General features: G+C 53.7%; 24 protein-coding genes. 10 read left to right on the plus strand and 14 right to left on the minus strand.

The window, feature by feature from the left end; translation table 11 throughout:
• A complete protein-coding gene (locus tag F6R98_RS13340) occupies positions 1-1,254 on the minus strand; it encodes an efflux RND transporter periplasmic adaptor subunit (RefSeq protein ID WP_153249455.1) in 1,254 nt (417 codons plus the stop codon).
• Between the two features lie 121 nt (positions 1,255-1,375).
• Positions 1,376-2,707 (minus strand): NAD(P)/FAD-dependent oxidoreductase, encoded by a 1,332-nt coding sequence (locus F6R98_RS13345; RefSeq protein ID WP_153249456.1) that lies wholly within the window; start codon positions 2,705-2,707, stop codon positions 1,376-1,378.
• 366 nt (positions 2,708-3,073) lie between these two features.
• On the opposite strand from F6R98_RS13345, the gene F6R98_RS13350 reads away from it, so the two are divergent.
• The 3 genes from F6R98_RS13350 (at position 3,074) to F6R98_RS13360 (ending at position 5,378) form a co-directional block, all read left to right on the plus strand.
• Entirely contained in the window at positions 3,074-4,279 is a 1,206-nt protein-coding gene (locus tag F6R98_RS13350) for an ATP-binding protein (RefSeq protein ID WP_228124870.1), read from the plus strand.
• Positions 4,276-4,905, plus strand: a complete 630-nt coding sequence (locus F6R98_RS13355) for a response regulator transcription factor (RefSeq protein ID WP_153249458.1) — start codon at positions 4,276-4,278, stop codon at positions 4,903-4,905. The genes F6R98_RS13350 and F6R98_RS13355 overlap by 4 nt, the downstream gene beginning before the upstream one ends.
• A gap of 98 nt (positions 4,906-5,003) precedes the next feature.
• Positions 5,004-5,378: a response regulator transcription factor gene (locus tag F6R98_RS13360; RefSeq protein WP_228125248.1), complete on the plus strand. Its 375-nt coding sequence runs from the start codon at positions 5,004-5,006 to the stop codon at positions 5,376-5,378.
• 91 nt (positions 5,379-5,469) lie between these two features.
• Here F6R98_RS13360 and F6R98_RS13365 read toward each other — a convergent pair whose 3' ends face one another.
• From F6R98_RS13365 to F6R98_RS13375, 3 genes are all read right to left on the minus strand, one after another.
• Entirely contained in the window at positions 5,470-6,279 is an 810-nt protein-coding gene (locus F6R98_RS13365) for a hypothetical protein (RefSeq protein ID WP_153249460.1), read from the minus strand.
• 35 nt (positions 6,280-6,314) lie between these two features.
• Positions 6,315-6,578 carry a hypothetical protein gene (locus tag F6R98_RS13370; RefSeq protein ID WP_153249461.1) on the minus strand — a complete coding sequence of 88 codons (264 nt, stop codon included), beginning with the start codon at positions 6,576-6,578 and terminating at the stop codon, positions 6,315-6,317.
• Positions 6,579-6,731: 153 nt separating this feature from the next.
• A complete protein-coding gene (locus F6R98_RS13375) occupies positions 6,732-7,355 on the minus strand; it encodes a hypothetical protein (protein WP_153249462.1) in 624 nt (207 codons plus the stop codon).
• Between the two features lie 685 nt (positions 7,356-8,040).
• On the opposite strand from F6R98_RS13375, the gene F6R98_RS13380 reads away from it, so the two are divergent.
• From F6R98_RS13380 to F6R98_RS13400, 5 genes are all read left to right on the plus strand, one after another.
• On the plus strand, positions 8,041-10,215 hold the full coding sequence (locus tag F6R98_RS13380; protein ID WP_153249463.1) for a RelA/SpoT family protein: 2,175 nt from the start codon (positions 8,041-8,043) through the stop codon (positions 10,213-10,215).
• Between the two features lie 89 nt (positions 10,216-10,304).
• Positions 10,305-10,925 carry a methylthioribulose 1-phosphate dehydratase gene (locus tag F6R98_RS13385; protein WP_153249464.1) on the plus strand — a complete coding sequence of 207 codons (621 nt, stop codon included), beginning with the start codon at positions 10,305-10,307 and terminating at the stop codon, positions 10,923-10,925.
• Between the two features lie 2 nt (positions 10,926-10,927).
• A complete protein-coding gene (locus F6R98_RS13390) occupies positions 10,928-13,636 on the plus strand; it encodes an O-linked N-acetylglucosamine transferase family protein (RefSeq protein WP_153249465.1) in 2,709 nt (902 codons plus the stop codon).
• Between the two features lie 129 nt (positions 13,637-13,765).
• Positions 13,766-14,317, plus strand: coding sequence for a hypothetical protein (locus F6R98_RS13395; protein WP_153249466.1), 552 nt, complete (start codon positions 13,766-13,768; stop codon positions 14,315-14,317).
• A 296-nt stretch (positions 14,318-14,613) separates the two neighbouring features.
• Complete coding sequence (locus F6R98_RS13400) at positions 14,614-16,842, plus strand: tetratricopeptide repeat protein (protein WP_153249467.1); 2,229 nt, start codon at positions 14,614-14,616, stop codon at positions 16,840-16,842.
• 252 nt (positions 16,843-17,094) lie between these two features.
• Here the strand turns inward: F6R98_RS13400 and F6R98_RS13405 are convergent, their stop codons facing one another.
• From F6R98_RS13405 to F6R98_RS13435, 7 genes are all read right to left on the minus strand, one after another.
• Positions 17,095-17,397: a DUF4389 domain-containing protein gene (locus F6R98_RS13405; RefSeq protein ID WP_194269934.1), complete on the minus strand. Its 303-nt coding sequence runs from the start codon at positions 17,395-17,397 to the stop codon at positions 17,095-17,097.
• Between the two features lie 6 nt (positions 17,398-17,403).
• Positions 17,404-18,510, minus strand: coding sequence for a DUF2333 family protein (locus tag F6R98_RS13410; RefSeq protein WP_320412134.1), 1,107 nt, complete (start codon positions 18,508-18,510; stop codon positions 17,404-17,406).
• A gap of 70 nt (positions 18,511-18,580) precedes the next feature.
• Entirely contained in the window at positions 18,581-19,507 is a 927-nt protein-coding gene (gene xerC, locus F6R98_RS13415; protein WP_320412135.1) for a tyrosine recombinase XerC, read from the minus strand.
• A gap of 26 nt (positions 19,508-19,533) precedes the next feature.
• Positions 19,534-20,244 (minus strand): DUF484 family protein, encoded by a 711-nt coding sequence (locus F6R98_RS13420; RefSeq protein ID WP_153249470.1) that lies wholly within the window; start codon positions 20,242-20,244, stop codon positions 19,534-19,536.
• On the minus strand, positions 20,241-21,068 hold the full coding sequence (gene dapF, locus F6R98_RS13425; protein ID WP_153249471.1) for a diaminopimelate epimerase: 828 nt from the start codon (positions 21,066-21,068) through the stop codon (positions 20,241-20,243). Before dapF ends, F6R98_RS13420 begins: the two co-directional genes overlap by 4 nt.
• Complete coding sequence (lysA, locus tag F6R98_RS13430) at positions 21,068-22,324, minus strand: diaminopimelate decarboxylase (protein ID WP_153249472.1); 1,257 nt, start codon at positions 22,322-22,324, stop codon at positions 21,068-21,070. The genes dapF and lysA overlap by 1 nt, the downstream gene beginning before the upstream one ends.
• 7 nt (positions 22,325-22,331) lie before the next feature.
• On the minus strand, positions 22,332-22,553 hold the full coding sequence (locus F6R98_RS13435) for a hypothetical protein (protein ID WP_194269935.1): 222 nt from the start codon (positions 22,551-22,553) through the stop codon (positions 22,332-22,334).
• 89 nt (positions 22,554-22,642) lie between these two features.
• Between F6R98_RS13435 and mutY the strand changes: the two genes are divergently transcribed.
• Positions 22,643-23,710, plus strand: coding sequence for an A/G-specific adenine glycosylase (gene mutY, locus F6R98_RS13440; protein ID WP_153249474.1), 1,068 nt, complete (start codon positions 22,643-22,645; stop codon positions 23,708-23,710).
• 77 nt (positions 23,711-23,787) lie between these two features.
• Positions 23,788-24,072, plus strand: coding sequence for an oxidative damage protection protein (locus F6R98_RS13445; RefSeq protein WP_153249475.1), 285 nt, complete (start codon positions 23,788-23,790; stop codon positions 24,070-24,072).
• Positions 24,073-24,219: 147 nt separating this feature from the next.
• Here F6R98_RS13445 and F6R98_RS13450 read toward each other — a convergent pair whose 3' ends face one another.
• The gene (locus F6R98_RS13450) at positions 24,220-24,681 is read right to left on the minus strand and encodes a helix-turn-helix domain-containing protein (protein ID WP_153249476.1); all 462 of its coding nucleotides are present in this window, start codon (positions 24,679-24,681) and stop codon (positions 24,220-24,222) included.
• A 282-nt stretch (positions 24,682-24,963) separates the two neighbouring features.
• The gene (locus tag F6R98_RS13455) at positions 24,964-25,503 is read right to left on the minus strand and encodes an IS630 family transposase (protein ID WP_265588095.1); all 540 of its coding nucleotides are present in this window, start codon (positions 25,501-25,503) and stop codon (positions 24,964-24,966) included.
• Positions 25,504-25,511 lie beyond the last annotated feature (8 nt).

The following is a 25,511-nucleotide window of genomic DNA, read 5'->3' on the forward strand; positions in this document are numbered from 1 at the left end:
TCAGCGTGCAGGCGTATCGCCGGCAGGCGAGGGAGACTGCCAGGCCACGGGCTTGACCTGCAGACCGGGCTTTGCTTTCTGTAAACCTTCCACCACCACGCGCTCGCCCGCCTGCAGGCCGGAAGTGACCACCCATGAAGACCCGTAGCGCTCGCCCATCTGCACCGGGCGGAAACTGATTTTATCATCCGGCCCGACTACAGCCAGCTGGTTGCTGCCCTGCACATCCATCACCGCTCGTTGCGGCACCAGCAGCGCGCCGGTGCGCATGCTGTCGATATAACGCACCTTGGCAAACTGTCCGGGACGCAGAATATTCCCCGGGTTGGGGAACAGCGTCGCCACCATGATGGTCCCGGTTTTCACATCCACCTGCCGGTCGGCGAAATAAAACCTCCCTTTGTACGGATGGACCGATCCATTGGCCAATATCAGATCGAGCTGATCCAAATGCTGTTGTGGCTCAGTATCCCTTTGCGGTTTATTGATTTTTTCCGCTTTGAGCAAATACTCCTTCTCACCCAACGGAACAAAAACCTTGATCGGATCGATGGTGGAAACCGTAGTCAGCAAACCACTGGTCCCGGAAGGACCGACCAGATCGCCAAGCTGCGCGTTGGAAATACCGGCAACGCCGTCAATTGGGGAAATGATGCGGGTAAAGCCGAGATTTACCGCCGCTTTTTCTACCGCAGCCCGCGCCGCCAGAACATTGGCGGCGGCGGACAAATCATCCTGAACAGCGTCATCCAGTTCCTGCCTGCTGATAGCCTGCGTTTGCGCCAACGGACGGTAGCGCTTCACATTAAGCGCTGTTTTGCCGTGCTGCGCTTCCGCCTGCGCCAGTTGCGCCTTGGCTTCGTCAAGCGCGGCCTGAAACGGACGCGCATCCACCTCGAACAGCACCTGCCCTTTTTTGACAAGGGAGCCTTCCAGATAGTTACGTTTGACAAGATAACCGGTCACCTGGGAGCGGATTTCCGCGTTGACCAACCCGTCAACTGTCGCCACCCAGACCTTTTCTATCGGCACATCCGCGGGCTCTACCGTGATGAACGGTATATCCAGCAGGGGTGCGGGCGTCTCGGCTTTTTTACAGGCGCCCAGCCCCGCCACTATTAAAAGCGCGGCTATAACCGGTACTTTGCCGCGATGATAGCCACGGAACAAACCGGCGATACGAAAACAAGATAAATCCGGGGTCATCGGGCAAACATGCAATCCATTACGGGGGAAAGGAAAGTGTTGTCTCATGCTAGCACAGCCGTACGAATTCGTGTGGCGAAGTTGACGTCGGTCAATCAAGGTTAAAACCTGAGCGATCGGTAATCCCTCGCCGCGTAACGGGGGCGTCAAGCAACAAATTCAGAACCGCCTAATGCAACTTGATCCGCGGACGCAAACGCCGATGAAAAAAACCTGAAACCATAAGCAAAACCAAACGGAAAGGCCCGAACAAGGCCATTTGATGCATTTTGTACAACGACAAATAGACCAGACGCGCGATAGCGCCCTCTATCATCACGCTACCCATCAAATTCCCCATCAAATTCCCCACTGTGCTGAACTTGCCGAGCGCCACCAGCGAACCGTAGTCGCGGTAGTGGTAATTTTCAAGCTTTTTGCCCTTGATGCTGCGCTGCAGGTTGTCGAAAACCAAAGTCGCCATTTGATGAGCGGCTTGCGCGCGCGGCGGCACGGTGGCCTCCGGGCCTTTTTCAGGCCACGGACAGGCGGAGCAATCGCCGATCGCGAAGATATGATCGTCCTCTGTCGTTTGTAAAGTGGATCGAACGCGCAACTGGTTGATGCGGTTGGTTTCCAAGCCATCCAGATGTGCAAGAAAATCAGGCGCCTTTATTCCCGCAGCCCAAACCTTGAGCACCGCCGGTATAAACAGACCGGACTGGGTATGTATCCCCTGCCCATCTACCGCAACCACCCTCTCGCCCAGATGCACACTTACGCCGATCAGCCGCAACTGGTTCAAGGTAGCCTGGGACAGGCGCTTCGGCAGCTCGGGCAGCAGAGTCTGGGACGCTTCTATCAGATTGATATGAATATCGGCGGGCTTAACGTTATCCAGACCGTAGGCGTTCAACAATTCCGCTGCCTGATGCAACTGGGCCGACAGTTCGATACCTGTTGCGCCGCCGCCGACTATGGCGATATCCAGCTGCCCTGCCACCCGAACGCCGCCCTGCACATGCGCACGCAAGTAGGCTTCCAGCAAGCGATGATGAAACTGCTCGGCCTGCGCAGTCGTATCCAAAAACAAACAGTTTCCGGCGACGCCGCTGATTCCGAAATCGTTGCATACGCTGCCGACCGCAATTACCAGATAGTCGTAAGTGCAGAAACGCTCGGGGACGATTTCCTCTCCCTTTTCATCCAGCATCGGCGCTATGGTGATGGTCTTCTGCGCGCGGTTCAGCCCGCTCATGCGCCCCAGCATGAAATGAAAATGGTTGTTATAGGCCTGCGCCAGATAATCTACTTCGTCGTCATGCACATCCAGCGTACCGGCCGCCACTTCGTGCAGCAATGGCTTCCATATATGCGTTCTTCCGGCGTCAATCAGCGTAATACTGGCTTTTTGACGTTTCCCCCAGGAATTTCCCAGCCGGGTCGCCAGCTCCAAGCCACCGGCCCCGCCGCCTACGATGAGTAGGCGAGGCAAAGATTGTTTTACTTTTTCGGTTTTCATGCATGCTCCTCAAATTTCTTAGTACTATAAATGAGTGTAGGCCGCTTTTCCAAGGCTCACGTATAGGGGACTCCATAGTGAAGTACGCATTTTATCGCGTCTGAAGAATCAACCGGCCCGAATAAACCAGTTTCAACTCGCGCTTCCATAAAAACGGTGAAGGGGGAACTATCCTCAAAACTGCTTGATTGAGACAAGATACATTCGTTTTTCCGGCTACAACCTGTCAATATTGACAGGTTGTAGCCGGAACATTCACTCCTTAGACTATCGGACAGGTTCAAATTTGCGCATACTTCCAAAGTGCGTAGCTTGTGTCCTTGGCCGTTTCTATTTATAAGCAGCAGGAAGTTGTTTCTTAATGCTATGTACAGAGCCAACGTCATCATTTTTTATATTACCGAAGCCCTGTTCCTCATCACATCATGGCACTCTGACCGCATCCGTGCAAAAACCCGGCTACGCGCTAGTAAGGAATGGATAGATCTGGCCGAAAAAACAGCGGATTTAGGGATATGGTCATGGGATATCGCACGTGACCGCTTCCAGATCACGGAATTTGGCCGTAGCCTATACGGCTTTGCTTCCGCAACGCCGATAAATTATCAGGGTTTTCTCATGACCTTGCACCCGGATGACCGACAGCCTACTCAACTAGCCATACAGCAGGTGCTGACCGAAAAAAATGATTACCGGCATGAATACCGAGTAATCCGTCAGGACGGCTCGGTGCGTTGGATTGTAACCCTGTACCGTGGGAACTTTGATGATGCCGGAAAACCTTTGCAACTGTTGGCCGCATCAGTTGATGTCACAGCGCGCAAACAGATGGAACAGGAATTGAAGGTCCAACAACAGATGCTGATTCACATAACGCGGGTGACCACTATGGGAGAGCTCTCCGGCGCGCTTGCCCATGAGTTGAACCAACCGTTGGCCGCCATCCTCTGCAACGCTCAGGCGGGCCAGCGGTTTCTTGCGAAAACACCGCCTGACTGGAAGGAACTGCGCGCCATCATGAACGACATTACCGAAGCCGACCGTCGGGCAAGCCAAGTAGTCTCCCGCTTAAGAGTGTTGTTCAAGAAAGACGAGGTGGTACAACAGGGGCTGCATATCAATACGCTCACCGAAGAAGTCACCAAACTGTTGCATAGCGACCTGATCGCCAAGCAAGTGTCTCTAACCCTGCATCTGGCTGATAACTTGCAATGTACGATAGGCGATCCGGTACAACTGACGCAAGTACTGATCAATCTGGTGATGAACGCGACTGAAGCGATGACCTCGTCGGCGAGTGGACTGCGCCAGTTGCGAATCTGCACCAGTCTCAGTGATACGGCCACCCTGGAGGTAGCTGTACATGACACAGGGTCTGGTATCGCTCCACAGGCGCTGGAACAGATTTTCGATCCCTTTATTACAAGCAAACCTCACAGTCTGGGGATGGGACTGACTATCAGCCGAATTATCATCAACGCCCACGGCGGACGGTTATGGGCGATCAACAACCCCGATAGGGGAGCCACACTCCGTTTCACCCTGCCCATCACCCAAGAAACAAGCTCATGACCGCTACCCCAACGGTATTTATCGTTGACGACGATCCGCTTGTATCGAGCAGTCTGGACAGGCTGGTACGATCTGTCGGCTATCAGGCTGCGGTTTTCGGTTCATCCAGCGAATTTCTCTTTCATGACAAGAACGACTCTCCAGGCTGTCTGGTGCTTGATGTGCAGTTACCTGACCTGTGCGGCCTCAGCCTGCAGCAGGCGCTGGCCGCTCGCGGGCCAGGTCTGCCGATCATCTTTCTCACCGGTCATGGCGATATTCCAATGAGTGTACGGGCGATCAAAGCCGGCGCGGTGGATTTTCTGACCAAACCTTGCGAGGACCAGAACTTAATCGAGGCTATCGAGCAAGCTATCGTCTTAGATAAAGAGGCGCGGCAAGTACAAGCGGAAAGGACAAAGCTTTTACATTGTCTGGCAACGCTGACCAAGCGTGAACGTGAAGTATGCAGCCATGTCATCGCCGGTCGACTCAACAAACAAATTGCCGCCGACCTCGGAACTTGCGAACAAACCATCAAAGTACACCGAATGCGAATCATGGAAAAACTTCGGGTACGGTCCCTTGCCCAATTAATAAAGTTGGCGGAAAGAGGCGGGATTTCACCCGCCATACCCCAAAAGTAAACTTAGGTTCAATCGTAAACCATCCAATCACTTGTTAAGGTTTGCCGGGTCTTTCATAGCAATGCCGGTTTTTCCTTATATCTCACGAATCACCTCTTATAGCTGTCGTCGATGACGACGAAATTGTACTAAATGCTATCAAGCGATTGCTGCGCGTTTGCGGTTTCCGTACCGAAACGTCCAGTTCCGGGCGCGCTTTTCTCGATGCGCTCGATAATCATATTCCCGATTGTGTACTGCTCGATCTGCTCATGCCCGGACTGAACGGTTGGGATGTACAGGCGGGGATAGCGGCTTCGGGTTTATCTATCCCCGTCGTGTTCATCACGGGTGACGGCGATCCCGCCATTCGGGAAAGAATAGCGGCAGACGGCAGAGCGGCATTGCTACGCAAGCCGTTTACCGAGCGGGAGTTGCTGGAAACCATTAATGCGATAGGAATACAAAATCCAAAGCAGGACGGGAGGCTTTGACTATCCTTTTCAGGTTAAAGAATTGAATGCGCAGAAAGCTAGCGAGTCAAACAGTTGTCATGGTCAATAGCTACCTCCGGATAAGGCTGCCTCACTGGGTCATTGTAGAATCGTAAGCAAACGCATTGATATCAAGCTCGAAATGGATGGCGATTTGAGAAGGTACGCTCAAATCTACGGGCAAATAACGACTTATTTGTAGCATAGTGGTTTGTGCCGCCGCCGAAGTACTTGCGTTATTCGATGTCGCTGACGTCGAGTCCGATACTGGTTTCATGATATTGACCGGCAGCACGCTGCCAACGGCAATATTACTGGCGACGAATACCCAAACGGTAGAGCCGGACATCGGAATCGACAAGGTCTCGAACCGGTTCAGCGTATGATAATTTATCGGCGCCAGCTTATTGGGTTGCTGCGACGTATCGTATATGTACTGGGCCAGCCCTGCCGTGACCGGCTGGGATTCTGGAGGCGCATTGTAATAGAGGGTTATATACCCATACACCCCCGTGCCGTCGCTGATAATCGTTTTTCCATCAAAGCGGTATGCCCGCTGGGAGCCTACGTTGGTCTGGGTAACGGCCATATTGATAACGTCGAATACGGCTACGGGGTAGTCAAGTGAGGTATAAAGCGCCCAGCCGTAATCGAAAGCGATGTTTGTCGAATCGTTTATTGGGGCGAAGACCAGAGAAACAACGACGGTATTTCCTTCGGACAAGGGACTGGCATAGGCAATGGCGACACACTGTTGATTGCTGTTCAGAAAATCCCGGCTGGCAGCATCTACGCCGATATTCAGCGAATACTGAACATCGGCATAGATAAAGCTACACCAGCCGAGGCTAATGATTCCAAGCAATACCCATATCTTAACGATGGATACAAGACAATTCATGAAAAGTCATCATGATGAGTTCAGATTATGCGTGATTATGCTGTTTGCACATCGATAGTTCCGAGATTAACCGTAATATTTAACGTTGTATCATAACCACGCGCTTGCACTGTGATACTGATTTGAGTGGGTACGGTCGTCTTGTAAACCGTCAATGTTTGAAACCCATCAGGTACCGCCTGCGCTGCGCCAAAAGGAGCTGTGCCATTCAATCCCCACCTTACATTGCCGATGGTTACTGCCGTGGTATTTTGCGCCTCCGCTCCGCCCACTATATTTACTACTATGTTAGTTGCCATTATTTTCTCCCCATCAAATTTTCAAGGCGGCTATCCGATGTTCGATATAGCCTGATAACGTGGGCAGGCAGTTTCCCGCCTGCCCCGTAAATTTTTCAGTCCAGCGCGACATCAAAGCTTTTGTTTGCACTGCCTGACCAACTACGAAGCCGGTTAGGAATACTTTTGATTGGTGATAGTAAACGTCGGTGTGTTGGTCGACTTGTTCATCGCTACGACAATATCGGCGCTGACCAGATTTGAAGCCAATGGAATTTGGCTCAGTGCCGTCCAGTTTTGAACAATAAAGGTCTGCGTTTTTGTTTGACTGCCGATAGTAAAGTAAACGCTTTGCGTCAACTCGAACGATGAGATTCCGGTATTCATCATCGGGTTTGCAGGCTTACAGACGCTCGAATTATTCACGCACCAAACAACGTACATATCGGTTATCGAGGTTGTATTGGTAACGCCGCTCTGCTGTGCTGTCAGATCTGTTGCATCCAGCACTGGCTGGCCCAGTTGAACAACATTGCCCGACTGACTGATGGTAGACATGTATTGATTAGGTATGCTTACCATGGCTGTTTTATTCATATTGTTACTCCAGGTCGCATAGGCTTCCACGTCGTTGGTTATTGCCGGCAATGTGCTTGATCCCCCGCCCGTTTGAGGACTGCAAGCGGCCCAGGCGGACGATAGCCAATCGGAATTCGATCCTTGCGGTTTGAGATAGGCCAAAACCTGTTGCGAAGCCAGGTTAACGTCGTTATTTACTACCGTCAGTACTATGTTCATCTACTTTTCCTCTTAATTAAAAAGCTTGCGTTCGTAGAAACCGATTCCATCCGTGAGTTGCATCGCCCTTTGCTTCCACACGTTTAACCGGACATGATCCACAGACGGCGCTGCGTCTACCAGTTCACCGCCGCGGATTCCGCCGGTTCGGTTCAAACTATATTGTCGAACGGCTTTCATCGATATTGAACCTTGGTTTAATGAAGTGTCTTTAGCCCTCCTTAAAGCAAGCAGATAAATGGGCTATCCACTTTGTTTACACGGAGGGTATCCGCTGCTGGCGGTACGAGTGAGATTGGGGTTTGGGGTTTGAAATACCGTTAGCGCATCTGAAACATAATTAAATCAATCACATGAGTCCATACCCGCCTTACATTACCATGCAGAGCGCGTAGCGAATACCTAACTTCCTCTCCCTATGGGAGAGCCTGGCGGAAGGAAACCAGGCCTGGAACAAGCGTTTGCATGATAGGAGGGACGCTTGCACCATGACCGGTTAGCGGGCGGAGGCATATCCAGTGGCTTAATTCATTGAGTTACAAAGGGTTTAAAGCGCCTGCGCCGCTAAGAACGCGCGACCAAGTATTGTTTGCTTTTCTTGATTTTCTCCGTGCGCGCAAAAGTTCTTTATACTATGGTGAGCACTACGCCACTCTTCCAAGGCCCACGCAGAGGTACCCCCGCAATGAAGCACGCGTTTTATCAATCGGACGTGTCGAAACAACCTGTCGCCCAGCTACGGGACCGGTTCTGCGCGGACATTTCTGAGTCCGAAGCATTGCGGATAGAACAGGCGCTGGAACTGGCGGTACGGGCCCGCGACATAGATACTTTGGAGCGCCCGCGCGGTATAGACGCTGCAGACATATTGCTCGCGCTCAAAGTCGATGCGCAAACGCTGGAATCGGCACTGCTGAGCGACCCATGGCTTAGAGATAATCTGGGAACACATGAAATCCGTGACCGCTTCGGCGCTCAGGTTGCCGAGCTGGTAGAAAAAATCAACTGGCTTAATACCTTCAACGAATACCCTGAATCGGAAATTCAGGCGCCTGAACAGGCGGAATTGTTAAGACGCATGCTGCTCGCCGTGGTAAACGACGTGCGCGCGGTGCTGGTCAAACTGGCCTACCGCGTCCAGCGCCTGCGCATGCTTAAAAACCAGGAAGACATAATCCGTTACCGCATAGCGCGCGAAACGCTGGATCTTTTCGCGCCCCTGGCCAACCGATTGGGTCTGGGACAACTAAAGTGGGAACTGGAAGACCTGTCGTTCCGCTACATAGAACCGGAAGAATATCGCAGCCTGGCCAAATCGCTGGCGACCAACCGCGCCGAACGTGAAAGCTACGTATCGTCTTTTATTCTAACCTTATCGGACGCGCTGAAACAAAACGACATCGCCGCCACCGTATACGGCCGTCCCAAGCACATTTACAGTATCTGGCGCAAAATGCAGAACAAACAGGTGCCGGTGGACGAACTGTACGACCTGCTGGCGGTCCGCGTTACCGTCGACAAGCCGGCAACCTGTTACGCGGTGCTGGGACTGGTGCACAGCCTGTGGCTGCATGTACCCAAAGAGTTCGACGATTACATAGCCAACCCCAAGGAAAACGGTTATCAGTCGCTGCATACTGTGGTGATCGGTCCCGAGGGGCGGCATGTCGAAATCCAGATACGGACCCAGGAAATGCACATGTTCGCCGAATACGGCGTCGCGGCGCACTGGCGTTACAAGGAAGGCAGCAAACAGGACGCGGCGCTGGATCGCAGCATCAATTCATTGCGGCGTCTGCTGGAAAGCCGGAGCAATGATCAGGAGCTGCTGGACGATTTTCATACCGAACTGTTTGCCGACCAGATTTTCGTATTGACGCCAAAAGGCCAGGTCATCCGGCTCAGAAAAGGCGCGACCCCGGTGGACTTCGCCTATTCCATTCATTCCGAAGTCGGCCACCGCTGCCGCGGCGCAAAAGTCAACGGACAAATCGTACCGCTGACCTATACCCTGAAATCCGGCGAAAAAGTGGAAATCATTACCGCCAAACACGGCGCGCCCAGCTTTGGCTGGCTGGATCCGCATTTGGGTTATATTGCGACGCCCAATGCGCGCAGCAAGATCCGGCAATGGTTCAAACAACAGGATCACGAGAAGTTTCTTCGTCTGGGAAAAGCCTTGCTGGACAGCGAACGGCATAAACTGCATCAGCCGGCGCTTAAGGAAGCGGAGCTGAACCGGCTTGCGCGGCATTTTCATTTGCCGCGCGCGGATGATTTGCTGCTTGCCATCGGACGAGCGGAAATTGGCGCCGAACAACTCGCCTCCGCGCTCGGAAAAGCGGAAGAAGCCCCGCCGGCAGTGAAGGCGGTTACCGCATCCGCGCGCAAGGTGCGCAACCACGACAAGCTTTCGGCGCGCATCAACGTAAGCGGCGTAGGCAACCTGCTCACCCATCTGGCGCAATGCTGCAACCCGGTTCCGGGAGCGCCGATCATCGGTTATGTGACCATAGGCCACAGCATTTCCGTACACCGCCAGGATTGCAGCAACATCGAGCAGTTGCCTCCGCATCGGCGCGACCGTCTGGTGGAAGTCAGCTGGGGTAACGGCGAAACCCAATTCCAGGTTCAAATCGAAGTCAGCGCAATAGATCGCAAAGGCCTGCTCAAGGATGTTACGCATGTGCTGGCGCTGGAAAATGCCAATATACTGCAAATCCATACCAACACCAGTCCGCTGGATCAAAGCGTAACCATGTTGATTACGGTCGAACTGCAGCACCAGCGCCAGCTTGACGACGCCATCGGAAAAATTTCCAACATCAGCAATGTCTTGTCGGTGCAGACGAGGAACTAAGACAGGCTGCGGCATGCCCCGGACTTCCCTTCCCGGAGCTTATTGCCTTTTTATCATATTGTTATGCACATACACCTTAAGGATAGAACATGAACTCAGGCTTAATAAATCAGGAGTTTATCCAGCATGCGAACGCGCTGATAGAGGCTGGCAAATTCTTTCATGATCGCGGTTGGGTGCCCGCCACCAGCGGCAATTTATCCGCTGCCCTCCACGATGGTTTAGCGATTACGGTTTCCGGCCGGCACAAGGGACGATTAACCCGCGAAGACATCATGCTGACAGATGTCACTGGACGCTCCATGGACGGAAAAAAATGCTCTGCCGAAACGCTGCTGCATGTCTATATCTATAAAAATTATCGGGAAAACCGCTCCGTGCTGCATACTCACTCACCCAGCGCGACCGCCATTTCACTACTGAGCGGCACGGAAGTGGCGCTGGAAGGCTACGAACTGCTCAAGGCCTTGAGCGGCATCGATACCCACGCAACGCGCGTGGTGATACCGGTGATCGCAAACGATCAGGACATCGTTCGTCTGGCGCAGAGCGTCGACGCCAGATTGGATAAGGACAGCCGCGGCTTTTTAATCAAGGGACACGGCCTGTACACCTGGGGAAAAACGGTAGAGGACGCCGTCCGGCATGTCGAAGCGCTGGAAGCGATGTTTGAAATACAGCTGCGCCTGATGGCACTCAAGCGGCCGTAAGCATGTATTGCGCCGTTATTATTCCGATAGCGCCGGAACACGAAATACTTGCCGAGGAAACGGCATTTTCAGTGCAATTCGCATTCGAAACGGACCCCGGCCCGTTCAGCGACGTATTCGTGATCCGCATGAGTAATTCCGGCCAGACCGGTCAGGCTGGTCTGCTCTGTCACGGCGCCCGTCTGGCTGTCGAACAGGGTATCGAATGGCTGTGCTTTCTGCATCCCGATGACATCCTTTATCCTTACGCTTTTCAATATCTCGCCAGCCATATCGAAAACCACGACGCCCTGTTCGGGTTGATCAGCGAACAGCTGCCGGACAATCTCGGCATAAGCGAACAGCATCCGCAGCTCCGAAAAATGGATCGCCTGGAGGACTTTCTTTTTCATCACCCGGCTCTGACCTTGCGCGACAGCCATTTCGTCCGCGCCCAGGTTGCGTTGGAAGCCGGTTCAAATCCGCTCGCGGATAACCCGCTCGGTTACCGCTTGCGCTTATGGCATCGGTTCAGTTGCCGTAAAATCGATCAAACACTCTCGGTAAAACGTCTGGGAAAGACGGCGCACTTCGACGCGAGCGCACACCAGCAATTACTGGATACCTACATCGCGTTGCTGGCCGATGAAAACGCCGAAAAACCGGATATAGCGGCGCTGCTGCAGAAACTGCATCAGTTTCGTCAGCACGGGCTGCTGGATCAGGCCGCCGCCATACATAAGCTGATAGTGCGCCATGATCCGCAACTTGAAACCCAGGCAGATCAGGAAAACTTTCCGGCCTACGATCTGGAACGCTACACGGCGGCTTTCGCCGCAGCAGAGCCGCCGCCCGGCGCCGGCGCCGATTTCCAGCAGGCGCTGCAACTGGATCAGCAAGGGTACAGAACTCAAGCGGCAGCTATCTGCAAAATGATTTTGCAGCAAACGCCGGCAGATACCGAAGCATTGCATCTATTGGGTCTGATGCATTGCAACGCCGGTCATCGAAACCTGGGAGTTGAAATTATGCGCACCGCGCTCGACATCAATCCCAGAAACCATCAATTATGGAGCAATCTCGGCGTTTCCGAGCTCGGCATCCCCATGGTTGCGGATGCGCTGAATTGTTTCGACCGCGCCGTGATACTTGAAATCGGCTACGCCCCCGCCTGGCATGGCCGCGCCGTAGCCCTCAAGGAGCTGGGACGCCATGAAGAAGCGGTTGCCAGCTTTAACCGGGCATTGGAACTCGACCCGGAAAACGCGGAAACCTTAAGTAATCGCGCCATTACATTACGCGAACTAAAGCGTTTCGACGAAGCACTTGCCAGCTTCGAACTGGCATCCCTCATTAATCCCGACTATCCTTTTCTGCAGGGAAATATTCTGCATTGCCGCCAGTTGATGTGCCAATGGCAAGGTTTCGACGAGATAGAAAAGCGTGTCTTACAGGACGTGGATGCAGGGAAAACGGTCAGTACGCCCTTTCCTTTTCTAGCCATTGCGTCCAACCCCCGGCAACAACGGCAATGTGTGGAGCGCTATGCCGGCAACGCCAGCCCCAAGCAACCGCCGGGGCAGGGCGGGGCGGCTCTTCGGGCGCATCAAAAAATACGGCTGGCTTATTTCTCAGCCGATTTTCACACGCATGCCGTTGCTTACCTTATGGCTGAGCTGTTCGAGCTGCATGACCGCTCCCGTTTCGAAGTGATGGCATTTTCTTATGGACCGCCCTCTCAGGACGCGATACGCCGCCGTCTCGAACAAGGCTTTGATCGTTTCATGAATCTCTTCCAGCATTCCGATCAACAAATTATCGAGCTGGCGCACGAACTGGAAATAGATATCGCCATCGACCTGAGCGGACACACGCGCGGTTCCCGGCTGGCGCTTTTTGCGCAGCGTCTGGCGCCTGTACAATGCCATTACCTGGGCTATCCCGGCACGCTGGGAACTGATTACATTGATTATCTGATCGCCGATCCGGTCGTCATCAGCGATGAACATCTGCAGCATTACACAGAAAAGGTCGCTTTTCTTCCCTGCTCCTTCATGGTCAGCGACCGTCGGCGCGCTATCGATTCAGTCGACTGCCACCGTAGCGAATTCGGACTGCCCGAAACCGCATTCGTATTCTGCTGCTTCAACAACAGCTACAAGATCACGCCCAAAGTATTCGATATTTGGATGAATATCCTGCATGAAGTCGAAGACAGCGTGCTGTGGCTATCCCGAGGCAACACCTGGAGCGTCGCCAATATCCATAAGGAAGCCGAGCAACGGGGCATTGCAGCCGGACGCATCGTATTTGCAACGCATGTGGAAAGGGCGGAACAGCACCTGGCGCGACACCGGCTGGCGGGTCTGTTTCTGGACACTTTTTACTACGGTGCTCATACCACCGCAAACGACGCGCTCTGGGCCGGGCTGCCTGTTCTTACCTGTTTGGGGGATACTTTCGCCGGGCGCGTTGCAGCCAGCCTGCTCTCCTCGCTCGATTTGCCTGAACTGATTACCCATTCGCCGGAGGAATACCGGACGCGCGCCATCGAACTCGCCCGGCAGCCTGAAAAACTCCACACAATGCGCAGCAAACTGGCGGCTAATCGCACTACCTCCCCGCTGTTCGACACGCCGAGATTCGCACGGCGAATCGAACAGGTCTATACGCAAATGTGGCAACGCCAACTCGCAGGCCTGACGCCGGAATATATCCACTGTGAAGAGTAAAGCGCTGCGGGAGAAATATTTATCCCTGGGAACTAAAGTTCTGCCAATAGACGCCGATATTGTTCTTGAGAAAGTCCAAGTTTTGCAGTTGACGTGCGCTTAGGCGCCGCAATGTAAAGGAGTAAAGCCATGAGCATTAATAGCATTAACAGCGAACTGTACCGATTTTCATCCTCATTTGCGAGTTCGGGCTTGGCACAAAGCGGGAGCACGTCGGCTGTCCAGAACCAGCAATCCGCCGATGGAAGCAAAGCTTTATTGGCGCAAGGGGTTGTGCAAACGCTGAACCAGTCCGGAATCAATACTTCATCGGGTAGCCAATCCCGCGCAGTACATGCACTGATGCATGATATCTTTCAGGCAGTACAGCAAGGAAGCAGCAGCAACTCAGTCGGCACGGCTAAAAACAGCGCATCAACATCCGCATACAGCCAAATATCCAACAATCTGCAGAGTCTGATACAGCAATTGGGCAGCAACGCGAGCGGTGGCAACAGCCAGAACTCAACGCTCAATAAATTACAATCGGACTACAATGCACTGGTGCAAAGTGTTGGTGGCGTAAGCGCTACCCAAAATACAACTGGTTTGCAGAATTTCCTGAGTACTCTGTCCCAGAACCTGAACTCGGCAGGAAGCAGCACACCTGCTCCCGGATCGCTGATTCATACCACAGCCTGACAAGGCTTTGATGATAGGAGATACGGAAGCCTCATCCCACGAATGCGATCACGGAGGCCATCAGCAGTACCAGATTCGACGTGCTGAAAAAAGGCTGAGGCTGATGAAGCCATCTGTGACGGAGAGACAAAAGCCGAGCGTCAATGGAACACTTTGTAGGAGCGGGCTTTAGCCCGCGATCGGGTTCTTTCGCGGGCTAAAGCCCGCTCCTGCAGCGATATATAATGTAGCTGAGTAGTTACAATAAAATTAACCATCGCGGCCCCTCAGCCCTTCGACTATGCCCAGGATAGGCAATGCCCCTGAACCAGCAAACACAATCCGCCACCCGCCCAACGACCACCGTCGAAACCGGTGCTGATATTTCCTCATTGCTTTCCACGCACAGCGAACAGACGGCCCGGCTGGCCTTGGATTGTCATACGCGCGGCGACTCCGCTCGGGCCATGGAGATACTGAGACCATCGCTTACCGAAAACCCGCAAGACAGCAGCCTGCTCTGTCTCGCCGGCGCTTTCGCCTATGCCCAGCAACATTTCGAACAGGCGGAACAATACTGGAACAAAGCGATAGAAGCCGATAACGCATGCGCCGCCGCTCATTTTAACCTTGGCCGTCTTTACGAAAACAAAAAGGACCGGGCCGCCGCTGAAGCGGCCTACCGGCGGGCTCTGGAAATCGACGAGCACTATCCGGACGCACACATCAACCTGGCGCAACTGCTCAAGCAACAAAAACAGCTTGATGAAGCTGAGCGGCACTACCGCGCGGCATTGACGCAGAGCCCGCACATTGCTGAAATTCACTACAATCTTGCCCATATGCTGCATGAACAGCAACGGCTGCCGGAAGCGGAACCCCATTACCGCATGGCGTTGCAGCACCAACCCGACATGATCACCGCCCGCAACAATCTGGCGGTACTGTTGCGCATCACCGGCCGCGAGCAGGAAGCGGAACAACACTTCCGGCAAATATTAACCGATCCGAACGCATACCCGCTCTGCGCATGGAATTTCAGCTCCCTGCTGCTCGGCCAGGGCCGCTACGCTGAAGGCTGGCAACTGCACGAATGGCGCTACCACGTAGAACATGTGAATCGCAAGGCCATTCCACCCGAGGTGGGCTTCCCACGCTGGCAAGGCGAGTCATTGGCAGGAAAATCACTGGTCATCTGGCCGGAACAGGGCTTCGGCGACCAGATTCAGTTTGCACGCTATGGAAAACAGCTCAAGCAAATGGGAGTCACCCAATTAACGCTGGTTTGCGACAGTCCGTTGCTGGGCCTGTTATTATCCGCGCCCGGATTCGACAGCGTATTGCCTCTGCAACAAGCCCAAAAACGGCTGGACCCGCACGACTACTGGGTATTTCCACTTAGTTTGCCGTTATTTTGCCACGAAACGCCTGAAACCATACCGGCGGAACTGCCTTATGTGTGGGCCTGGACACAACGCCACGAGTACTGGCTAGAACGCTTACCCGCCGCAGAAACCGGGCGTAGAGTCGGACTGGCATGGAAAGGCAACGCCGAACATGGCAACGATGCCCAACGCTCCCTTCCAGGCTTATCCACCCTGAAACCGTTATGGGGCGTCGGCGGTATCCGCTTTATCAGTCTGCAAAAAGGCGCTGGAAACCAGGAAGCGCTGGACGCAGCGACTTGGAGCGACCAGTCTTTGCTGGCGCTGGGGTCCGAATTGCGCGACTTCGCCGACACTGCCGCGGTAATCGCGGCGCTCGATCTGGTCATTTGCGTCGACACCGCCGTTGCGCATTTAGCCGGAGCGCTAGGCAAACCGGTTTGGCTGCTGCTGCCGGCGCTCGGCACCGACTGGCGCTGGCTGCATGAACGATGCGATTCATCCTGGTATCCGGACGTCATGCGTTTATTCCGGCAGCAAACTCCGGGCGACTGGGACGGAGTCATGGAACAGGTCAAGCTTGCGTTATATGAATTTGTACGGCAGCCGCCCGCGCCGGCGGCGGAAATACACGAACCGCGCACCATCTGGCAATACCATACCCTGGCCGGGATTGCCGAATATCACGGAGAGTTCGAACTGGCGGCTCACCTGTGCCTGGAAGCGTTGGAGCAGACGACGCCTACCGATCCAATCCGCCACGAACTGATCGTGCGCGGACTCTATTCGCTCAAAAAAAGCGGCGATTTAAGCAGCGCCATCAGCCTCGCAGAACGCGAAATGCCGAACTGGCAGCACTCTCCCGATTTCTTTTTTGCATTAGGCGATCTGATGCTGGATTGGGCCATGCAAAATCCGGACAAGGCGTTGAATGAAATCCTGCCCATAGTGGAAGCAAGCTGGCTGAAATGCCTGGAAATCGGCGAACAACCGAGCTTACCGGGCAGCGTAGCCGGACGCGGCAGCCATCTCGCCGCGCATAATCTGGCGGTTTTTCATGACTCGCTGGGGAACACGGAAAGAGCTCGCTTGTACAGAGAAAAAGGGGAACAGATGAAAATAGAGTCTGAGCAGCCCGCTATCGTATTGGACAGAAAATAAAAGATAGGGTCCACGAAAGTGGTAGCTGTTCAGTACCGCCGAGAGGGACATGCCCAGAAAGGCTTGTTGTGGGAGTATGTTGGCGAGACCGTTTACGACCTGGATGGCATGCGAGAGCCCCTACTGATGGTTTTACGGGCGTGGTTTTAGCTGACCGACAGTCTTATCCCCGCACCAACGCCGGGAACTGAAGAATTATCTGAAAATACCTTTTCCGAAGTTTTTCGTGCTTTTCGTGGACAATATTGCTTTTTAATTTCTGCTTGCCGATATTTGTGAGAACGGAAAAGGCATACGCTCGGTGTTATAAGTCATAAACAACATCACCGCATAAATCCACGCAGAAATCCCGGCTCCCCAGCGAGTGCCTGCCTGCGACGGCTTTCCGGTAAACAGATGAGATAAAAACTGGAACAGGACGATCAGCCACAAAAAGAAACGCGCCCCCATGAACAGCGCGAAAAAAACCGCCATAAAGAGAGCACGGATGAATGCGTTCCTCGTTACGACGGTATTTTCATCATCGTTGTTATCGGGGGGATAGACGTTACGCACGCGCAATCACCCCTGCTGCAACAGGGTACGGAGATCAATGGTAGCTGCATTCGCGCGTGCGATGTAGTTGGCCAGCGTCAACGAATAATTTGCAAACAGACCGAATCCGCCGCCATTTAAAATCATCGGACTCAAAAAAGGCGCCTGACCGTCCTGAAGCTCGCGAATGATGGACTCCAGAGAAACCAGCGCGGTTTTATTGCCCAGAATGGCGCGAAAGTCATATTTGACCGCTTGCAGTATATGAATAGTCGCCCAGCAATAGCCTCTGGCTTCAAAGAATATGTCGTCGATATACCACCATGAAGTTTTGGATGCCACATACTGCTGTTCCGCGCTGGGATCGACATCCACCACGGCCTCTTCGTTATGTTTCTGGGTATCTCCCGCGCTGGCGCTCAAGCGGTTGGACAGGCTACCCAAACGTTTTTCCAGAATTTCCAGGTATTGCCTGAGATTGTCCGCGCGAGAATAAAACTGGGCTTCGTCCTGTTGTTTACCCCCGCCCTCCTGTCTGGCATTGAGCTGGGCATCCTTGAACTTCAACCTTTCCCGGTAATGCTCCATGGCCTCGATCCCTTTGGAGTACTCGGATTCCGAGGATGGCAGCTGCCAGGAGTGATGGTCGAAATAAAACATCGGTTCCGCCTTGGCCAGATCCGGATCTTCTTTTGATTGCGACTGCGCGCGCGCGATATGATTGCGCAATGCGGAAGTGCCGTCGCGCAATGCCGTCAACGCGCCGTATTCCCAGGTTGGCATATTGTCTTCCAGCACGCCGGGCGGGAAGACATCGTTGGATAGAAAACCGCCCGGCTTGTGCAGCAGAGTATCGGCAATCTTGATCAGGCTGGTCGCGTAGACATATCCCAAAGGCAGCTCGTTGGCCGTTTCCACATGGGCGCTTTTCATCGCCTCGGCAATAACGTCGAAAGGCTCGGCTTCGTCCCCCCAATATTCGGCAATAGCCAGCAACAGCGCCGCTACCAAAACGATGGAAGAACCAACAGTCCATAGCAACCCCCTTTCCCTGATCTTCTTGGGGCTAAGAAAACCCAGCGGCCCTGGTTTGGATAAACGATCATTGAATAATGGGTGCTTTGGCACTGACATTGCTTTGCCCTCTGGCGATTTACGCATATTCGGAAGATTATAGCCTATAGCGCGTAGTGACGCGCGAATTTCAGTCTTTAAGCTTTTTGGCCCGTGGGTGCGCCTGATCGTAAACGGCTGCCAGCCGCTGAAAATCGAGATGCGTATAAATTTGTGTCGTACTTATATTGGCATGCCCGAGCAACTCCTGTACCGCACGAAGATCGCTGCTGGCTTCCAGCATATGGCTGGCAAAGGAGTGACGTAGTTTATGCGGATGCACGCGCTCCACCGCCCCCTGTTTATGCGCCCACTGCGCCAGACGCAATTGTATGCTACGCTGAGTAATTCGTTTACCCTGCCTGCTGACGAACAGCGCGCCGCCCTCGGCAAAACCGGCGCGAACTCCCAGCCAGACGCCGACAGCCTCGCAAGCCTTGACCCCCACAGGAACATAACGCGAACGCCCGCCTTTGCCGGAACGGATAAAAACCTGACCGGCGGCAATATCCACATCGGAGCAATCGAGAGCGGTCAATTCCGATAAGCGCAACCCGGAGGAGTAAAACAACTCCCACATGGCCAAATCCCGGGTCTCCAGTTCATTCGCGCACTCGGCAGTCAGCAAACCCGCCATTTCATCGACATCCAAAGGCCGCGGCAAACTGCGGCCCGACTTGGGCGCGCGCACTTCGCGCGCCGGATTCTGTTGAAACTGATGGCGGCGAATCAAAAAGTCGTAAAAGGAGCGAATAGCCGAAAGCATGCGCTGCAGGCTTTTCCCGCTTAACGCGTCTCCACCCGCTTTTTTTTCGCGGTGACGTTGCGCTACGTAAGCGCGCACCCGATGCTGATCCACTTCATTCCATTGAGTTACACGCTGTTGTCGGCAATACTGAGCGAACCGGTTCAGATCACGCGCATAAGCGTCGATGGTATGCTCCGACACGCGTTGCTGTACGCGCAGAAACTCCATGAAAGCCTGCAACTGATATTCAGCCTGTTCGTGCATCGTCATAGTGCGCTATCACGCATCAGGGTTGGTCATCCCTTACATTCAGGCAACAACGAATAAAGCCGCGCGGCAACGATATCGCTTAACTGCATCAGAAACGTCGCGCCCATACCGGCATGAAAGCGGTCGGCGCTTGCGCTGCCGATCGCCAATACGCCTTTCAGCCCGGCATGCTGCAAAGGCAACAGCGCGGCGGAAGCGACTTCATTCACCCGCTCGCCAAACAACTGCCCGGCAAGCAACGGGTCCACTTTGCCATAATCGGGTTTTCCGGAAGCCAGCAACCGTATCATCGCACCGGAAGATTTCAGCGCGTCATCGGCAAACAGATCGGCAACTGGACACTCGAACAGAGGTTCCAGTAAACGCACTACTGCAACATCGGCCTGAAAGCATTCGTGCAACGCCCATTGCAGGCCTGCCAGGGCATCCTCCAGTGAGTTCGCGTCCAACAAGGCAAGAGTCAAACGATGCAGACGCAAGTACAGCGCATCGTTTTCGCGCGCGATATCAACGATAGCTTCCAATTGACGCTGCAACTTGCGATTCGTGGCGCGCAACACATCAACCTGTTTTTCCACCAGCGAAACCGCCTCACCACAGGCGTGCGGCACTCTGATTTCTTCCAGCAAGGACTCCCGCTCCTGAAAAAAATTCGGGTTGTCGCGCAGATAATTTTCAACTTCGTCGGCACCAGGCGTTTTTTTTGCGCGGCGCGGCGATACTACTAGCGATTTCATAACAATAGACTTCCATTAAAAACAGTAACCGCGGGTCCCGACATCAACACGGGCTGATCGCGCCCGGACCAGCGGATCAATAGCTCGCCGCCCGGCAAAGCCACGCGAACCTTGTCATCCAGCAATCCCCACTCATTGCCGACTACGACGGCCGCACACGCTCCGCTGCCGCAAGCAAGCGTTTCTCCAACGCCCCGCTCGAAAACACGCAAACGAACCGATTGGCGGTCCAACACCTGCATGAAACCGATATTGGCGCGCTCGGGAAACAAGTCATGGCGCTCCAGCAAAGCGCCCAGCTTCTCCACTGGAGCGGTTTCGCTGTTGTCAACCAGCAGCACGGCATGCGGATTACCGATCGAAGCCGCCCCGAACACGAGGGCCTGACCGTCAACTTCGACAGGGTATCTGGCCGCCTCACGCTCCGCCAATAACGGGATTTCGGCGGGCGCGTGACGCGGAACGCCCATGTCGACCGTTACCAGCCCGTCCGCTTCGTGACGCAATAAAAGATGCCCGCTCCTTGTCTCCACGCGTATTTCAGTTTTAGCGGTCAAGCCTTGCTCACGCACGAAACGCGCGAAACAACGCGCGCCGTTACCGCACTGCGCCACCTCGGAACCATCCGCATTGAAAATGCGATAACGGAAGTCGGCGTCGCGGCCCTCCGGCTTTTCCACCAGCAGCAGCTGATCGCAACCGACGCCGAAGTGACGGTCCGCAATGCGCCTGACGTCGGCTTCGCCAAGATTTACCTGCTGATTAATAGCGTCGATCACGACAAAATCATTGCCCAGACCGTGCATTTTCACAAACTGCAGCACTATACTCCCCAATCCGGCAGATGTTCCGTAGCGAACAGGGACGCCAGCGCCTCGCGCGGCCGCACCTCATGCACGCGATCGCCGTCCACCATCAGTTCCACCGGACGCGGACGAGCATTGTAATTGGAGCTCATACCAAAACCGTAAGCGCCGGCAGAGCGCACCAGCAGCAAATCGCCTGCCGCGAGCGCCAGTTCCCGCTGTTTTCCAAGGAAGTCTCCGGTTTCGCAAACCGGCCCGACCACATCCCAAACACGGGAGTCGCCATGCCCTCCTTCTGCAACAGGTAAAATCTCCTGCCAGGATCCATAAAGCGCGGGGCGCAACAAATCATTCATTGCCGCATCGACAATCGCAAAATTCTTGACGGCGTTGGACTTGAGATATTCGACGCGCGTCAGCAACACGCCGGCGTTACCGGCAATGGCGCGCCCCGGCTCCAGCAAAATCTCGTAATCGGACGGCGGCAAACGGTCGAGCAGCGCCGCCATCAACGCCGAAGGCTCCGGAGGCTGTTCGTTGCGGTAACGTATACCCAGCCCTCCGCCAAAATCAAGATGCTGCACCTCAATACCCTGTTGACGGAGCGTATCGGCCAGCGCTAAAACCTTTTCCAGCGCATCCATAAACGGGCTGATGCTGGTAAGCTGGGACCCGATATGACAATCGATGCCGACGACATCCAGATTGGACATCAGGGCCGCTTGAGCGTAAACCCCGGGCGCTGCCGCAATATCAATACCGAACTTGTTTTCCTTGAGACCTGTCGATATATAGGGATGCGTTTGCGCATCGACATCGGGGTTCACGCGAATCGAAACCGGCGCCCTTACCCGCAATTCGCCGGCAATACGATTCAACCGTTCCAACTCTTCAACGACTTCGACATTGAAACATTTGATGCCCGCGATCAACGCGCGCCGCAATTCGTCTTCGCGCTTGCCGACCCCGGAAAAAACCACCTTGCGCGGATCACCTCCGGCCGCCAGCACGCGTTCCAGTTCGCCGATGGAAACGATATCGAAACCCGAACCCATGCGCGCCATGATATTCAATACCGCCAGGTTGGAATTGGCCTTGACCGCATAACAGATCAAATGCCGCCGCCCCGACAACGCAGCGTCAAAAGCCCGCCAATGCCTTTCCAGCGTTGCGCGTGAATAGACATAGGCAGGAGTCCCATACTGCTCTGCAATTGCAGGCAAAGCAACCTGTTCGGCGTACATCACGCCATTGCGGTAGTTGAAGTGATCCATCGTATCGTTAAAACGGCGAAGGTTGCAATTGTGAGGGCTGAGAGCTCTTCTGATTGGACGACTCTAATTCTTTTTGCTCGGCTCTTTTTTGCTCGGCGGCTTCCTGCCGCCTCATTGTAGCCGCCATCGCGCTATCGGCAGGAACCAAGGGGCCTTTGGAACCGCAGGCAGTTGCGCTCAACGACAAGATTACGGAAAGCAATAAGGAGCGATAAAGAATAATATTCATAAATATGATCGAATGCATGATACTTCATGGTCGTCATTCTAAAGCAAAATGCTGTCCGCGCACATTGACTATGCGATAAACTATGCAGCATGCCTCACGAAAATCCGACGCAGATCGAAACACTGTCATTCCAGCAGGCCTTGCTAGGCTGGTACGATCGCTACGGACGGAAAAATCTGCCCTGGAAACTGGAAACTACTCCGTACAAGGTATGGGTTTCCGAAACCATGCTCCAGCAAACTCAGGTAAATACCGTTATACCCTACTTTTTTCGTTTCATGCAGCGCTTTCCGACCCTCGAATCGCTGAGCGCCGCCAACCAGGATCAGGTATTACAGCATTGGTCCGGACTCGGCTATTATGCCCGCGCGCGCAACCTGCATCGCAGCGCCCGATTGATCGCCGATCATCATGCAGGAGAGATGCCGGCAACGCTGGAGCAACTGACCGCGCTTCCCGGCATCGGGCGCTCGACGGCAGGCGCGATACTCAGCCTGGGATACGGCAAATGCGCGGCGATACTCGACGGCAATGTAAAACGCATACTTAGCCGCTACGTCAACCTGGAGGGATGGCCCGGAACAGCCGCCAACCAGCGCCTGCTATGGGCGATCAGCGAGCGCTTGACTCCGGAAAAACAGGCCGGCGATTATAACCAGGCGCTAATGGACATCGGAGCGACGGTCTGCACGCGCACGCATCCCGATTGCAACGCATGTCCGCTACAGTCGGCATGCACAGCCCATCAGCTACAATGCACGGACAGGGTTCCGGCCTCGAAACCGGGCAGCAGCATACCGGTACGAAAAAGCTGGATGCTGATCCTGCGTAATAATGGTGATGATAACGCTTTCTACCTGGAAAAACGCCCCGGAGCCGGCCTTTGGGGCGGACTCTGGGTTTTTCCCTGCTTCGATAGCGAAGCAGATATGCTTACCTGGTGCCGCCAACGCCGGATAGACATCTCGCAACTTGAACTGCTGCCCGAACAACGGCATACTTTTACTCACTTTCGTTTGGACTACACACCGGCAATAGCATGGACATCGTCGCTTGACGGTGTTCAGGAAACTTCCGGCTGCTGGCTGAAAGCCGGCGAGGCCTTGGCAATACCGGCCCCCGTTTCCCGGCTGCTTACCGAAATAACCCGTCGGTGACATCGGTTTTCCGCAACGAAAAAGCCAACCTGGCATTGGCACAACAACACTATGACAAATAAAGAGAACACTACGCCATGACTAACAGCGTAACCTGCGCAAAATACGGAACTGTCCTCGAAGGACTGGATAAGCCCCCTTTTCCCGGCGAACAGGGACTGCGCATACAGGCGCATATATCCAAACAAGCCTGGCAGGAATGGCTCAAACTGCAAACCATGCTGATAAACGAACACCGTCTGACGCCGTTCGACTCCCAGCACAAACAGTTTCTGGCACAGGAACGGGAAAAATTTCTATTCGGAACAGGCGCAGATTTACCGCAAGGCTATATGCCGCCAGCAGAAGTAAAAGCAGGCTAATTCCTTCAGCGCGGAGCGGATACGGAAGAGAAAACATTCGCTCGCAACAACGATCGACCGCTCATAGTTCCCGCACGGCAACGAAAACCTGAACTTCAGAAGAAAAATGATATATTGCGGTGATGATAAAAGCGCACGAAGCAGGAATCAGAATCGGCTGCCGTTTCTGACATTCCATTCCTCGACCACTTCCCTGTTGGATTGCCCGGTATCCTGAACGTGTTGCAAGATGTCGCGCCGTTGCCGCAGGGTCAGGCAACGAAAAGAACCAAGTAATTCGCGCTCTTCCCTGGAAAGCTGATCGGGCCCGGACAAAGCAGGCGCTGTTTCGATTTGCAAGGAAGATGCGCTTTCCGCAGGCTGGCCTAAAAAGCTGTCCACCCATTTAAGCTTGCCGGCAACCGCAGATTGAGGGTCTATCCCAAGAATTTTGCACGCAGCAAACAAATTAGCGGGCTTCATATCCTTGGTATCGCCGTTTTCCACCTGAGACAAAGCCGCGCGCGAATAGCTGTCCCTTACCTGGACAGCAATCTGAGTTGCAAGTTCATGCTGGGTTAGCTTCAGCATCAATCTTGCCTGTTTTATAACATCGCCAGTTCTTGCCATGCAAATAAGTTACCAGACAGAGCGTACACTATACTTTCAAAACGAATAAAATTTTCTCAGGGAATATAACATATTACTCATATTAATAAAAGTGACCAGTCATGATATAGAGAGCAATTCACGAACCCTCAGGAGCCATGAAAAAAACCAAAATCTTAGCAATCATGCTTTCTTACTGCAGATAAATAAATAACATATGAAAGTACGAGCATTAAAAATAAATCATACTTACCTATCGGAAAGAAAAACATATTTCAATACTGATTGAATATCGGTAAGTAATCACGTATAACATATGTGGAACTTTGTGCCGAAGTCATTCAGAAGCACTTGAACATTCTGAATCAACGTATCTCGTGTCCAGGAAGTGAAGTCACGCCAATGGTATTTTGCATGCTTCCAAAGTATTTCGATCAAATTCAGTTCCGGGCTGTAGGGCGGCAGATACAAAAGAACGAACCGATGGTCGACCAACCAACGGTCGGTGATTTCCGGCTCGATAGAATGATGTATCGAAGCGTTATCCATCCACACGAAAGTCCACTTTTCCTGCGCAGAAGAGGCAGCCAGGCGATCAAGAAAGTTAATGACATGTTCACGCCGGATAGTGTGGTCACAGACCTCGAAATGCAGGGCTCCTTGTGCATAATTCAGCGCCCCCATCACGTTGGCCCGTTTATGTCCGACACTCGCATCAGCGCAATGAGGCTTCCCCAAAGGCGACCAGCTTCGTTGCACAGAGGGCAGGCAAGAAAAACCCGCTTCATCGAAATAAAACAATTCAACCTTGCCGTTGTGAGCATCGCGCTGAATTTTCCCCATCGCTTCCT

Origin of the sequence: Candidatus Methylospira mobilis (genome assembly GCF_009498235.1) — a bacterium.
Taxonomy (GTDB): Bacteria; Pseudomonadota; Gammaproteobacteria; order Methylococcales; family Methylococcaceae; genus Methylospira; species Methylospira mobilis.

What these genes read in the sequence shown, in the direction of transcription:
- F6R98_RS13390 (WP_153249465.1), top strand. Translation starts at nt 10,928, where the DNA reads ATGTATTGCGCCGTTATTATTCCGATAGCGCCGGAACACGAAATACTT.
- F6R98_RS13375 (WP_153249462.1), bottom strand. Translation starts at nt 7,355, where the DNA reads ATGAACATAGTACTGACGGTAGTAAATAACGACGTTAACCTGGCTTCG.
- F6R98_RS13420 (WP_153249470.1), bottom strand. Translation starts at nt 20,244, where the DNA reads ATGAAATCGCTAGTAGTATCGCCGCGCCGCGCAAAAAAAACGCCTGGT.
- F6R98_RS13395 (WP_153249466.1), top strand. Translation starts at nt 13,766, where the DNA reads ATGAGCATTAATAGCATTAACAGCGAACTGTACCGATTTTCATCCTCA.
- lysA (WP_153249472.1), bottom strand. Translation starts at nt 22,324, where the DNA reads ATGGATCACTTCAACTACCGCAATGGCGTGATGTACGCCGAACAGGTT.
- F6R98_RS13355 (WP_153249458.1), top strand. Translation starts at nt 4,276, where the DNA reads ATGACCGCTACCCCAACGGTATTTATCGTTGACGACGATCCGCTTGTA.
- F6R98_RS13365 (WP_153249460.1), bottom strand. Translation starts at nt 6,279, where the DNA reads ATGAATTGTCTTGTATCCATCGTTAAGATATGGGTATTGCTTGGAATC.
- F6R98_RS13455 (WP_265588095.1), bottom strand. Translation starts at nt 25,503, where the DNA reads ATGGGGAAAATTCAGCGCGATGCTCACAACGGCAAGGTTGAATTGTTT.
- xerC (WP_320412135.1), bottom strand. Translation starts at nt 19,507, where the DNA reads ATGACGATGCACGAACAGGCTGAATATCAGTTGCAGGCTTTCATGGAG.
- F6R98_RS13410 (WP_320412134.1), bottom strand. Translation starts at nt 18,510, where the DNA reads ATGTCAGTGCCAAAGCACCCATTATTCAATGATCGTTTATCCAAACCA.
- F6R98_RS13435 (WP_194269935.1), bottom strand. Translation starts at nt 22,553, where the DNA reads ATGAATATTATTCTTTATCGCTCCTTATTGCTTTCCGTAATCTTGTCG.
- F6R98_RS13450 (WP_153249476.1), bottom strand. Translation starts at nt 24,681, where the DNA reads ATGGCAAGAACTGGCGATGTTATAAAACAGGCAAGATTGATGCTGAAG.
- F6R98_RS13345 (WP_153249456.1), bottom strand. Translation starts at nt 2,707, where the DNA reads ATGAAAACCGAAAAAGTAAAACAATCTTTGCCTCGCCTACTCATCGTA.
- F6R98_RS13350 (WP_228124870.1), top strand. Translation starts at nt 3,074, where the DNA reads ATGTACAGAGCCAACGTCATCATTTTTTATATTACCGAAGCCCTGTTC.
- F6R98_RS13445 (WP_153249475.1), top strand. Translation starts at nt 23,788, where the DNA reads ATGACTAACAGCGTAACCTGCGCAAAATACGGAACTGTCCTCGAAGGA.
- F6R98_RS13340 (WP_153249455.1), bottom strand. Translation starts at nt 1,254, where the DNA reads ATGAGACAACACTTTCCTTTCCCCCGTAATGGATTGCATGTTTGCCCG.
- F6R98_RS13380 (WP_153249463.1), top strand. Translation starts at nt 8,041, where the DNA reads ATGAAGCACGCGTTTTATCAATCGGACGTGTCGAAACAACCTGTCGCC.
- F6R98_RS13400 (WP_153249467.1), top strand. Translation starts at nt 14,614, where the DNA reads ATGCCCCTGAACCAGCAAACACAATCCGCCACCCGCCCAACGACCACC.
- mutY (WP_153249474.1), top strand. Translation starts at nt 22,643, where the DNA reads ATGCCTCACGAAAATCCGACGCAGATCGAAACACTGTCATTCCAGCAG.
- F6R98_RS13370 (WP_153249461.1), bottom strand. Translation starts at nt 6,578, where the DNA reads ATGGCAACTAACATAGTAGTAAATATAGTGGGCGGAGCGGAGGCGCAA.
- F6R98_RS13385 (WP_153249464.1), top strand. Translation starts at nt 10,305, where the DNA reads ATGAACTCAGGCTTAATAAATCAGGAGTTTATCCAGCATGCGAACGCG.